Here is a 12,463-nt window from a genome sequence, read left to right as displayed (position 1 = left end):
CCTCTGGTTATTCAACAGCCATCACTCAAAGCGATACGCAACCGACAAACCTACGCCATAATTGCGCCCCGGCGCCGGTTCGTAATAACGATCAATTGATTCGTTAACGATCACCGATCCCACATATTCACGATCAAACAGGTTATCCACGCGCCCGAACACATCCATCATCCAGTTACCGTAGTTAAACTTGTAGCCAGTATTCAGGCCGACCACCGTCCAGGAGGGAGCGGTTGCCGTGTTTTCGTCATTGGCGGCGATATCGCTCATATAGCGTACATCGGCACCTGCATACCAGCCCTGTTCGGGGACATAGCCCAGTGAGGCAAATCCCATATTGCGCGCGATCCCGGGAATACGGTTGCCGTTACATTGGCTGTCGCCGCAGACTTCGCTGCGGTAAGTCGCATCCAGATAGGTCCACGCCAGCTTTGCCCGCCAGTTTCCGGCGAATTGCTGATCGAGCGCCAGTTCTGCACCCTGACGGCGCGTTTTGCCGGCATTCTTATAAGTGGTGCGTCCGCCGCTGTTGGTATCGGTGACAATCTCGTTATCCGTATCGGTGTGGAACAGCGCGGCGCTGAGCAGTCCATAACCCACGCGTGTTTTGCTGCCGATTTCAACGGTATTGTTTGTCGACGGCTTAAGCGCGAAATTGAGCCCGCTTTTCCCGCCAGAACGGTAAGAAAGCTCGTTAATGGTGGGCGTTTCAAAACCACGTCCCGCCGCAGCATACAGATTCCAGCTATCGGTAACCGCATACTTCAGCGACCCGGCAGGCAGCCATTTGTGGTAGCTGGCATCACCGCTGTCATCGCCATTGCTTGCCGTAATATAGTGATCGTTTGAATCAAACCAGACCGAGCTATAGCGCAGACCCGCATCCAGCGATAGCTTATCGGTCAACTGCCAATGGGTTTGCACATAAGGGTCGACGTTCCACATCAGATTGCGTTCGTTGCGGCGCAAGTTCCCCTCGCGACCATAATCCGGCGCGCCATTAACCATCACAAAGTTTTCATAGCCTTTACGCTGTTCGCTCATGGTTTCATAATTCAGCCCGCCGGTGACGGTCACGGGTATCAACAATTCGCCGCGATGGGTCCAGCGGGTATCGATCCCCTGGTAATGGCGGGTCAGGTCGATTACCCCTCCGGCATGCTTCGGGTTCAACTGGGGACCGCGAAAAGTTGACTGGTACTGGGTGGTTTCACGCTCACCGGCGTACATCATGACACTCACATCGTCTTGCTCGCTGAGCTGGCGCTCATAACGTAATCCGGCCTGTGTCTGTTTGACCGTTTTGCGCGTGTCAAACTGTACGGCGCGCGGTGACTGGCGCGGGTTATCGTGCCACTCCTCTTTCGTCAGGCCGCCCGGGTCGTTGGCCTTAATGTCGACGCTGTTGAAAATCAGCGTCAACTTGCTGGCCTCATTGATACGCACGCCCAGTTTGGCGTTGGCCAGATTTTTACGTGCGCCGCTGCGATCGCGATAGCCATGGGTGACAAAACGGGTCGAGGAGACCGTGTAATCCACATCCCCTGGCTGCGTGCCATCACCCACCGCACCGCTGGCTTTGGTGCCATAGCGCCAGCTTCCGTAACTGCCGTAATAACTGCTGGCTTCAAGTTCCGTTGGTTGTCGGCCCGTCTGGGTGGTCACATTCACCACGCCGCCGGACGCATTGCCGTACAGGGCAGAGAAGGGGCCACGCAAAACATCGATACTCTCGACGCTGGTGAGATCGATGTTCGAGGTTTGCCCCTGTCCGTCAGGCATGGTGGCAGGAATACCGTCGACATACATGCGGATTCCTCGCACGCCATAGGTCGAGCGGGAACCAAAACCGCGAATGGAGAGTTGTAGATCCTGCGCGTAGTTCTGGCGATTTTGTACCTGCAAGCCAGGTACGCCGCCAAGCGATTCCGAAAGATTGATCTGTGGTGTGGCCTGACGAATATCATCGCCATTCACGACACTGATCGCCGCCGGGGTGTCGAGTTCTGAAACCGTGCGGGGTGCCGCGCTGACGATCATCGTTTGTTCATTGTCCGCCGCCAGCACGGCAGGCGCATAGATGACCGGAAGGAACAGCGCGGGAAACGCCGTTCTTGAAAGGGCAAAAATATTCATAAATTGACCAGAATAAGAAACGAACCAAATGGGAACATGGCGTAATGTTAATATCTTTAACAATTCATGAAAACTTTAAGGGCACATTACGTTAACAAAAAGTGTAGACGTTACCGCCGATGGCAGTAAAAACAGATTTAATGCTCCACATTACACATAATAATGATTACTATTCTCAATAAATAAGACAGGGCTACGACCCTGGCGTCATGGAAGCATGTGAAGCAAAACTATCTGTGTTTATCAAAGGGAGTCGTCATGTCTTTACGTTATCTATCCACGCCACGTCTGCGTCGTTCACTACTGTTAGGTTCACTGCTGCTTGCCGGGGCATTTCATGCTCAGGCGAGTGAAGAGATGCTGCGTAAACCGGTTGGTAAAGGTGCCTATGAAATGGCCTGGAGCCAGCAGGAAAATGCGCTGTGGATGGCTACCTCACAGAGCCGTAAAGTCGATAAAGGAGGCGTGGTCTACCGCCTTGATCCGATAACACTGGATGTGACGCTGGCTATCCACAACGATCTGAAGCCGTTTGGCGCGGCTATCAATAGCAAAACGCAGACCCTGTGGTTTGGGAACACGGTTAACAGCGCGGTAACGGCAATCGACGCGAAAACGGGCGATGTGAAAGGGCGCCTGGTGCTTGATGACCGCCAACGTAGTGAAACCGTGCGTCCACTGCAGCCGCGCGAACTGGTAGTGGATGAAACGACCAATACCGTTTATATCAGCGGTATCGGTAAAGAGAGCGTGATTTGGGCGGTTGATGGCGACACGCTGAAACTGAAATCCACCGTTGCCGACACCGGTAAATTCAGTACTGGCCTGGCTATCGATACGGCGGCGAAGCGTCTTTACGTCACCAACGGTGACGGTGAATTGCTGACTATCGACACCGCGACCGATAAAATTCTGTCGCGTAAAAAATTGCAGGATGACGGCAAAGAACACTTCTATTTGAATCTGAGCCTTGACACCGCAGGTCACCGCGCCTTTATTACCGACTCTAAAGAGCCTGAGGTTCTGGTCGTCGATCTGCGTGACGGGAAAGTCCTGCAAAAAGTCGCTGCGCCGGAATCCCTGGCCGTGCTGTTTAACCCCACCCGTAACGAAGCCTATGTGACCCATCGACAGGCGGGCAAAGTCAGCGTTATCGACGGTAAAACCTATAAAGTGGTGAAAACCTTCGATACGCCAACCCATCCGAACAGCCTGGCGCTCTCTGCCGACGGTAAAACGCTGTATGTGAGTGTGAAACAGGCGGCAAGCAAAGAGAAAGAGGCCACAGAGCCGGACGACATTATTCGTATCGCGCTGTAACCACAGCCATAAAAAAAGCCAGCCGGTGAAATACCTGGCTGGCTTTTTAATTATCAGCACGTCAGATTACTTTGCGGTTTCTTCCACAAGCTCCGCAGGCGGGGTGCTTTTACCCACGACCGGCGCGCCGCTGTGAATTTCCGCAACGCGTTTGCGCACACCGAACCAGCCAATCACCAGCAGCACAATCAGCAGCGGGAGACAACCAATGGTCAGGGTGCCATTCGGATAGTCAAATGCCATCAGCACCAGGACAGAGAACAGGAACAGCAGCGTCAACCATGAGGTGAAAGGCGCACCCGGCATCTTAAAGCTCACTTCCGCCGCTTTGCCTTCGTTGATCGCTTTGCGCAGACGCATCTGGCAGAGCACGATAAAGCCCCAGGAAGCAATAATACCCACTGATGCCTGGTTGAGGACGATTTCAAAAACCTGCGCCGGAACCAGATAGTTCAGGAACACGCCCACGACATACACGGCCAGCGTCGCGAGGATACCCGCGTACGGTACGTGTTGTTTGTTCATTTTGGACATGAACTTAGGTGCGGAACCGCCCATCGACATAGAGCGCAGGATTCGACCCGTGCAGTACAAGCCGGAGTTCAGGCTCGACAGGGCGGCGGTCAGGACCACGATATTCATCACGTCGCCCATGTACGGCACGCCCAGTTTGGAGAAGAAGGTCACAAACGGACTCTGACCCGGCTGGTACGCCATCCACGGCAGCAACAGAACCAGCAGCACCACGGAACCGACGTAGAACAGGCCAATACGCCAGATAACGCTGTTGATCGCTTTCGGTACGGTTTTTTCCGGATCTTTACATTCACCGGCAGCGGTACCGACGAACTCGATAGAGGCAAAGGCGAAGACCACACCCTGGATCAGGACCAGTGCAGGGAGCAAACCGTGGGGGAAGAAGCCGCCATTGTCGGTAATCAGATGGAAGCCCGTTGCGTTGCCGTCAAGCGGTTTCCCGGATCCCAGGACGATGGTCCCGACAACCAGGAAAGCGACAATGGCCAGCACTTTGACCAGCGCGAACCAGAACTCCATTTCAGCGAACCACTTCACGCCGATCATATTCATGGTCCCGACAATGGCGAGCGCGCCGAGGGCGAAGACCCACTGCGGTACATCGCCAAACGCGCCCCAGTAATGCATATATAACGCAACGGCGGTGATATCCACGATACCGGTCATCGCCCAGTTCACGAAATACATCCAGCCGGCGACGTAGGCCGCTTTTTCGCCCATAAATTCACGGGCATACGAAACAAAACTGCCGCTGGACGGACGGTGTAAAACCAGCTCACCCAGTGCACGTAAGATAAAGAAAGAGAAAAGACCACAAACCAGATAAACGATCGCCAGTGATGGCCCCGCCATCTGCAGACGCGCCCCGGCGCCTAAGAATAACCCCGTCCCGATTGCTCCGCCGATAGCGATCATCTGCACGTGGCGATTACCCATCGCTTTGTTATAACCCTCCTCGTGAGAGTTTAACCAGCGTCGTTTCGCGGCCTGATGCTCCGCCGCGTTATTGTTGTTTGTTTTCATTGCGTTACCCGTTGACCTGTCTGAATCTTTTTAAATTTCTTCGACCCCGCAGAGCAGCAAGACAATCGTTTGCTCTTTTGGGAAAGCGTTCTGCCTTTTCAATCATTCTACGTATGAATAAGACATAACATGGCGCAGCATCCTACCTGCATTTTTTTGACGACGCAAAACATACCAGACGAAAAAATGATGGGGATGAGTTGAATTTGTGACACAAGTGTTGCTTAGCAGTTTAACTGATTCAATATGGCGAAAAAGGCGGCAGAAATGACTAAGCATGCAAAAGGAAAGATGATGTCGGCGAGGTTGCACGGCACAGGGGCATGCGGGCTTATTCATAAGCGCAAATAATGACTACCGTCTCTCTGTGGGGTAAGGAATCCCCACAAAAATGCGAGCACGAACGGTCCCTTCTCCCTTGAGGGAGAGGGCCAGGGTGAGGGGGGGGAATGCGGCTCTGATGGCCATTCCGTTCACCTTATGTTCCTTGCTTTTCTGTCGCGACAGAACCCGTGAACGTGCCAGGGTGGCTCACCGCCACCCCCCTGGCGACCCGGGCTCCCGGCAAAGAAAATCGCCGCTGTCACGGTTTTATTCTTATTAAGCGGCGTTATCGCTGTAAAACGTAAGATTACGGGGGATTCCTCAGCTTTGAGGGGGCTACTTTGCAAATTTTTTGCTTATTTAATGTAAATTAATTGTTTCACAAGGTCGTAAAGCCATCCCAATAATGCAGACATGTTACTCAACAAGAGTGTGCTGCATGTCTTATCGTCTGAGTTTGCTTGATAAAAGCCCGATTGCGGAAAACGAAACCGCGCAGGATGCACTAAACCGAACGTTACAGATGGCGCAGCTGGCCGAGAAAGGCGGTTTTCACCGCTTCTGGATTGCGGAACATCACAATACTTCCCAACTGGCCAGCCCATCTCCCGAACTGCTTATCGCCTGGATTGTAGGACAAACGCAGCGGATCCGCATCGGCTCCGGTGGGGTCATGCTGCAACATTACAGTCCCTATAAAGTGGCGGAAAACTTCAACGTACTGGCCTCTCTGGCCCCTGGTCGTATCGATATCGGTATCGGTAAAGCCCCTGGCGGACTGCCACTGTCTACACGCGCACTGCAACGCGGGCTGCGCCAGGAAGATAAAGGCAGTTTTGCTGACCAGCTCGCTGAGCTGGCTAACTGGCTTAAGCCGGGGCAGTTTACTGCCGATGCGGAATCCCTGGTAGCCACGCCGCTTCCCACTGTCCATGCAGATGGATTTCTGCTCGGCGCGAGCCTGGACAGCGCACGCCTGGCGGCAAAACTCGACTGGAACTTCGTTTTTGCCGCCCATCTTAATGGCGATAAAACATTATTGCGTGACGTTGTCACACAGTGGCGAGCGCTGACGCAGCGCGACGTTATTATCGCCGTACAGGTGATTATTGCCGTCACGCAAAACGAAGCCGAACGCCTCGCGCAGCAGGTGGAGATATGGGGAGTGGAACTGGAAAACGGTCAGCGGGTTAGCGTGGCCAGCGAAGCGCAGGCGCAAGCTTTCGCGCGTCAGGCGGGAAGCCCGGCAGTGCGTATTTATCGCCGTGAACCGTCGCTGATTAAAGGCACCGCAGAAAGTGTGCTGGCTGGTCTGGATGCGTTGGCCGCAGAGTCTGGCGTGGATGAGTTCATCCTTGATAACCCGCTGGTTGACGGCAGCGCGCGTATTGCCTCACTGCGCCTGCTGAGCGAAACCTGGCGTCAGAGAACGGCCATCCGGGAGGTAGCGCAATGAACTTTGCCCAACAATTGATTACCTGGCGCCGTGAATTGCATCAGTACCCGGAACTGTCATTGCAGGAGTTTGAAACCAGCCGCCGGGTCCGTCACTGGCTCGAAAATGCCGGTCTGCGTCTGCTGCCCACCACGCTACCCACGGGCGTGGTCGCGGAAGTGGGCAGTGGCGACAAAGTGATTGCCCCGCGAGCAGACATCGATGCTTTGCCGATTGAAGAGGCGGTCGACGTACCCTACGCCTCGCGCAATAAAGGGGTGATGCATGCCTGTGGTCACGACATCCATACCAGCGTCATGCTCGGCGCCGCACTGCTGCTAAAAGAGAAAGAGTCTGCGTTACCCGGACGTGTGCGCCTGATCTTCCAGCCAGCCGAGGAAAACTTCGGCGGAGCAAAGCGGCTCATTCAGGCGGGAGTACTAAACGGTATCAGCGCCATTTTTGGTATGCATAACGAGCCCGGTCTGCCGGTGGGCACGTTCGCCACGCGCGGTGGCCCGTTTTATGCCAACGTTGACCGCGTTGTATTGCAGGTCGGCGGTAAAGGGGCACACGCCGCGCGCCCTCATGAAGGCAATGACGCCATCCTGCTTGCCAGCCAGCTTGTCGTCGCGCTGCAAACCATCGCCAGCCGTAACGTCAACACGCTGGACTCGGTGGTGTTGAGCGTCACGCGTGTGCAGGGCGGGAATACCTGGAATGTGCTGCCGGAACAGGTCGAACTGGAAGGCACGCTGCGCACGCACCGGACTGAGGTACGCGAGCAGGTGAAAGCCCGCGTCAATGATATTGCCGCCGGACTGGCGCGCGCCTTTGATGCGCACATTACCGTTCGTTGGTACGAAGGCCCATCGGCACTGGTCAATGATGAACGCTGGGCCGCCTTTACCCGCGATGTTGCAGACTGGCATGGCTATGACACGCAGGTCGCACAGTTGCATATGGGTGGGGAAGATTTTGCCGTCTACCTCGAACATATTCCCGGCGCATTCGTCAGTATCGGCAGCGCCAGTGAATATGGCTTGCACCATCCGTCGTTTAATCCCGACGAAGCATTAATCGAAGACGCCGCTCGCTATTTCGCGCTGCTGGCGGAAAAAGCCTTACTCCAGCCATAACGGAAAAAAGCAACCTGGGGCGACAGCTCCGGGGAACCTGTTGCCTGAAAATGAGGATGGATTATGTCACAAGCTCGTCAACTGCGTCTGGGTACGATATTACATGGCGCATCCGGAAATATGTCCGCCTGGCGACACCCGGCGGCCAAAGCCGATGCCAGTATTAATTTTAACTTTGTCCAGGAAACAGCATTAAAAGCAGAAGAGGGGAAGCTCGATTTTTTATTTGTCGCCGATGGCTTATATATTAATGAAAAATCCATACCCCATTTTCTGAACCGTTTTGAACCCATCACTGTTTTATCGGCGCTGGCGAGCGTCACCCGCCATTTAGGGCTGGTTGGCACGCTTTCCACGTCTTACAGCGAACCGTTCACCGTGGCCCGCCAGTTTGCCAGTCTCGACCATTTAAGCAACGGGCGCGCGGGCTGGAACGTCGTCACCTCGCCGCTGGAGGGGTCGGCTAAGAACTTTTCCCGCCAGCAGCATCCGGAACACGCGCTGCGCTATCGCATTGCCGATGAATACCTGGACGTGGTGAAAGGGCTGTGGGATTCCTGGGAGGAGGATGCCTTTATTCGAGATAAAACCACCGGGCAGTTCTTTGATCCACAAAAACTGCATACGCTTAATCATCACGGCGATTTTTTCCAGGTTGCCGGGCCGCTGAATATTGGCCGTACGCCGCAGGGACGGCCCATTATATTTCAGGCAGGCGCATCTGAGGATGGTAAGAAATTAGCGGCGCGACACGCCGATGCCATTTTTACCCACCACGATACGCTCGACGAGGCCAAACAATTTTATCGCGATGTCAAAGCACAACTGATTAAAAATGGCCGTCGGGAAGATGAACTCCATATCTTCCAGGGCGTCAGCGTAATTGTCGGTGATAATGCTCAGGACGTTGAGCAGCAATACCAGACCACCGCGGCGCTGGTCTCCATTCAGGATGCGCTCAATTACCTTGGCCGTTATTTCGAACACCACGATTTTAGCCAGTACCCGCTGGATGAACCTTTCCCGGATATTGGCACCCTGGGGCAAAACAGCTTTCGCAGTACCACCGATGAAATCAAACGCCATGCCCGCGAGCGCAATCTGACGCTGCGCCAGGTGGCGCTGGAAGCGGCCTCCCCGCGTCCGCGTTTTTCCGGTACCCCGGAGCAGGTAGCGGACGGCCTGCAACAGTGGTTCGACGAGCAGGCAGCTGACGGTTTTATTATTCAGGGCGGCACGCCGGATACCTTCCCACGCTTTGTCGACACCGTAGTGCCGATTTTGCAGGCCCGTGGCTTGTTCCGTAAGGCGTATCCCGGCACGACCCTGCGCGAAAGTCTTGGCTTGCAACAACCTGCCAATCAATTCAGCCAATAAATTCACAAAACAATAAAGAGAATACGCTATGCAAAAATCATCGCTTCTCCTCGCCGTGGCGCTGGCGTTCGCGCCGCTGGTCCAGGCCAGTGACGTCACGATTAACGGTACTGGCGTTAGTCTTGAGGCCAACAAAACGCCCATTAATACATCGCGCAATGCGGAGGCAGTGGCGCAGTTGCCAAAAGATTATCATTTTGCCGTGCCTGGAAAATTTACGGTGGCAGTGGCCGCACTGAACTCACCGCCGCTGACCGTGTTTTCTGATGACAATAAAACGCTGCTCGGTAGCGAAGTGGATATCGCCCGTCTGGTTGCTGACAGTCTGGGTCTGGAACTCAACGTGGTGCCGACCTCGTGGGAGGACTGGCCGCTGGGGGTAACCTCCGGCAAATATGATGCGGCGATCAGCAATATTACCGTTACCAAAGCGCGCAAAGAGAAGTTTGATTTCGCTACGTACCGCAAGGATTCCCTCGGCTTTTATGTGAAAGCCAGTAGCCCGATTAAAACCATTGAAAAGGCGGAGGACATCGCGGGGCTGCGTATCATCGTCGGCTCCGGCACCAATCAGGAGGCCATTCTGCTGGCATGGAATGCGGAAAACGAGAAGAAAGGCCTCAAACCGTTCACGCCGGTTTACACCAAAGATGATGCCGCCCAGACGCTGGCACTCCAGTCTGGTCGTGCGGATGCCTTCTTTGGCCCGAATGTCATTGGTGCCTGGAAAGCCGCGCTGACCAACAAAACCCGGCTGGTCGGCAGCGTGGATGGCGGCTGGCCGAAAGCGGCGCATATCGCGGTCACGCTGAAGAAAGGCAGCGGTCTGGTGGAGCCAGTGCAGATTGCGCTTAATGGCGTCATTAAAAATGGCGATTACGAAAAAGTACTCAGTCGCTGGGGTGAGGGTGTTGAGAAGATCCCGGCCTCTGAGATCAACCCCGCCGGACTGGGCGACTAAGGAGGCGCAGATGAGCGAACGTTTCCGTGATATTTCCCCCGACGCACCGGAATTGCAGCCCGTCATTGCGGGTCTGTTTGGCGAATATGCTGCCCGTTATGGCGATTACTTTTCCAAAGATGCCGAGGTGGAACTGACTGAGTGGTATCTGCCGCCGCAGGGGCTTTTTATTGTGCTGGAGCGTGACGGAGAAATTATTGCCACCGGCGCGTACAAACCGAAAGATGCCCACACGGCGGAAATTAAACGTATCTGGACGCAACACGCCCTGCGCAAACAGGGACTTGCCAGGCGGGTGGTGGCTGAACTGGAGCGCCGCGCGGTTCTTGCGGGGTACAGCCGCATGTTTCTGACCACCGGATTTCGCCAGCCTGAAGCGGTGCAGCTCTATCTTCGCCAGGGATACGACGCGCAGTTCGATCTCACGCGTGACCCGGAGGAGTACAGCCAGCCGCCGTTCGATGGTCGCCTGCGGTTTACCAAAACCTTAGCGGTCGACACGCTCAGTAAAACTGCCTGAGGGGTAAACATGAACACAACAGAGTCTATCAAAGTCGTCCCGGCGCGCTATCCAATGCGGATCGTCGGCGCCGTTATTGCGTTGATCGTACTGGCGATCGTGGTCCAGTCCGTTGCCTTTAACCCACGCTGGGAGTGGCGCGTGTTTGCCCGCTGGTTCTTTGATCCTGTGATCCTGGAAGGTCTGGGTCAGACGCTGTTATTAACACTACTCGGTACGGCATTAAGTATTGTTTTTGGCGGCCTGCTGGCGCTGGCGCGCTTATCAGGCTCCTGGCTATTGAGCAGCCTTGCGTGGAGCTATATCTGGTTGTTTCGCTCGCTACCGCTGATTGTGGTGCTGATTATTCTTTACAACTTCTCTTATCTCTACGACACGCTGACGATTGGCATTCCGTTTACGCAGCTGAGCTGGGCGCATTACGAAACGGTCAATGTACTGGGACAATTTTCAACGGCGGTGGTGGGTCTGACGCTGGTGCAGAGCGCCTATACGGCAGAAATCATTCGCGGCGGGTTTTTAGGGGTCGATCACGGGCAGTATGAGGCCGCCGCTGCATTAGGATTGCCGGCATGGCGACGCACTTTGCGCATTATTCTGCCCCAGGCGCTGAAGACCATTTTGCCGTCGGGTTTTAATGAAATTATCAGCCTCGCCAAGGGAACGGCGATGGTCTACGTACTGGCGATGCCGGAGCTGTTTTATACCATTCAGATGATCTACAACCGCACCCAGGAGGTGATCCCGCTGCTGATGGTGGGGGCCGTGTGGTATCTGGTGATCACCAGCGTTCTGTCGGTTATTCAATACATGGTAGAGCGCTGGCTGGCCCGAAGCGAACGTCGATCCGCCGTTAATTCTCGTCGGGTGCGGGCAACGACACCTGCTCGCGCCGCGCAACCACAGGAGCCGATTCATGCCAGCCTCTCTTAATGGTCATATTTCGATTACCGGCGTCAGCAAGTACTTTGGTCGCCATAAAGCGCTGGACAATGTATCGCTTGAGATCCCGCCGGGCACCGTGACTGTGATCCTCGGGCCTTCCGGTTCCGGTAAATCGACGCTTTTGCGCACCATTAACCATCTGGAGCGTGTTGATGAAGGCTTTATCCAGATTGACGGCGACTATATTGGCTATCGCCGCAAAGGGGATAAGCTCTATGAATTGAAAGAGCGGGAGATCCTGCGCCAGCGGGTTAACGTGGGCTATGTATTCCAGAACTTCAATCTCTTCCCGCACCTCACGGTACTCGAAAATCTGATAGAAGCGCCGATCGCCCATCAGCAACTCAGCCGCAAAGAGGCCATCGAGCAGGCGTATCAGTTGCTGGATGTGGTGGGGCTACGCAATAAGGCGGAAGCCTGGTCACGTCATCTTTCCGGTGGGCAGCAGCAGCGCATTGCCATTGCCCGTGCGCTGGCGCTGCGCCCTCGGGTAATCTTGTTTGATGAGCCGACCTCCGCGCTGGATCCGGAACTGGTGGGCGAAGTGCTCGATGTCATCAAAAAACTGGCCCGTTCCGGTACCACGCTCGTGGTGGTTACGCACGAAATCGGTTTTGCCCGGGAGGTGGCGGATCAGGTGGTGTTTATGGTGGAGGGTAAAATTGTGGAGCAGGGCGACAGCGACAGTGTGCTCAATCATCCGCAACACCCAAGGACGAGACAGTTTTTATCGAAGGTGTTGTGAG

The 12,463-nt window shown here is 54.9% G+C and carries 10 protein-coding genes; 8 read left to right on the top strand and 2 right to left on the bottom strand.

Features of this window, described 5'->3' with window-relative positions; translation table 11 throughout:
- Nucleotides 1-21: 21 nt before the first annotated feature.
- Nucleotides 22-2,136, bottom strand: a complete 2,115-nt coding sequence (gene pqqU / locus L2097_RS06920) for a TonB-dependent receptor PqqU (protein ID WP_250352453.1) — start codon at nucleotides 2,134-2,136, stop codon at nucleotides 22-24.
- A 258-nt stretch (nucleotides 2,137-2,394) separates the two neighbouring features.
- On the opposite strand from pqqU, the gene yncE reads away from it, so the two are divergent.
- Nucleotides 2,395-3,456 carry a 7-bladed beta-propeller protein YncE gene (gene yncE, locus L2097_RS06915; protein ID WP_250352452.1) on the top strand — a complete coding sequence of 354 codons (1,062 nt, stop codon included), beginning with the start codon at nucleotides 2,395-2,397 and terminating at the stop codon, nucleotides 3,454-3,456.
- A 66-nt stretch (nucleotides 3,457-3,522) separates the two neighbouring features.
- Here yncE and ansP read toward each other — a convergent pair whose 3' ends face one another.
- Nucleotides 3,523-5,016, bottom strand: a complete 1,494-nt coding sequence (gene ansP, locus L2097_RS06910) for an L-asparagine permease (protein ID WP_250352451.1) — start codon at nucleotides 5,014-5,016, stop codon at nucleotides 3,523-3,525.
- 763 nt (nucleotides 5,017-5,779) lie between these two features.
- On the opposite strand from ansP, the gene L2097_RS06905 reads away from it, so the two are divergent.
- From L2097_RS06905 to L2097_RS06880, 7 genes are all read left to right on the top strand, one after another.
- The gene (locus L2097_RS06905; RefSeq protein WP_250352450.1) at nucleotides 5,780-6,796 is read left to right on the top strand and encodes an MsnO8 family LLM class oxidoreductase; all 1,017 of its coding nucleotides are present in this window, start codon (nucleotides 5,780-5,782) and stop codon (nucleotides 6,794-6,796) included.
- Nucleotides 6,793-7,914: an amidohydrolase gene (locus L2097_RS06900; protein ID WP_250352449.1), complete on the top strand. Its 1,122-nt coding sequence runs from the start codon at nucleotides 6,793-6,795 to the stop codon at nucleotides 7,912-7,914. The genes L2097_RS06905 and L2097_RS06900 overlap by 4 nt, the downstream gene beginning before the upstream one ends.
- A gap of 63 nt (nucleotides 7,915-7,977) precedes the next feature.
- Nucleotides 7,978-9,291 carry an LLM class flavin-dependent oxidoreductase gene (locus L2097_RS25885; protein ID WP_502799292.1) on the top strand — a complete coding sequence of 438 codons (1,314 nt, stop codon included), beginning with the start codon at nucleotides 7,978-7,980 and terminating at the stop codon, nucleotides 9,289-9,291.
- A gap of 28 nt (nucleotides 9,292-9,319) precedes the next feature.
- On the top strand, nucleotides 9,320-10,252 hold the full coding sequence (locus L2097_RS25880) for an ABC transporter substrate-binding protein (RefSeq protein ID WP_502799291.1): 933 nt from the start codon (nucleotides 9,320-9,322) through the stop codon (nucleotides 10,250-10,252).
- Nucleotides 10,253-10,262: 10 nt separating this feature from the next.
- Nucleotides 10,263-10,772, top strand: coding sequence for a GNAT family N-acetyltransferase (locus L2097_RS06890; RefSeq protein ID WP_142518578.1), 510 nt, complete (start codon nucleotides 10,263-10,265; stop codon nucleotides 10,770-10,772).
- A 9-nt stretch (nucleotides 10,773-10,781) separates the two neighbouring features.
- Nucleotides 10,782-11,705, top strand: coding sequence for an amino acid ABC transporter permease (locus L2097_RS06885; protein WP_250352448.1), 924 nt, complete (start codon nucleotides 10,782-10,784; stop codon nucleotides 11,703-11,705).
- A complete protein-coding gene (locus L2097_RS06880) occupies nucleotides 11,689-12,462 on the top strand; it encodes an amino acid ABC transporter ATP-binding protein (RefSeq protein WP_047370371.1) in 774 nt (257 codons plus the stop codon). The genes L2097_RS06885 and L2097_RS06880 overlap by 17 nt, the downstream gene beginning before the upstream one ends.
- Nucleotide 12,463: the final 1 nt, after the last annotated feature.

Origin of the sequence: Citrobacter sp. MNAZ 1397 (genome assembly GCF_023613995.1) — a bacterium.
GTDB classification, from domain to species: Bacteria; Pseudomonadota; Gammaproteobacteria; order Enterobacterales; family Enterobacteriaceae; genus Phytobacter; species Phytobacter ursingii.
The sequence above is the reverse complement of the archived record's forward strand: the minus strand, read 5'-3'. Positions and strand labels throughout refer to the sequence as shown.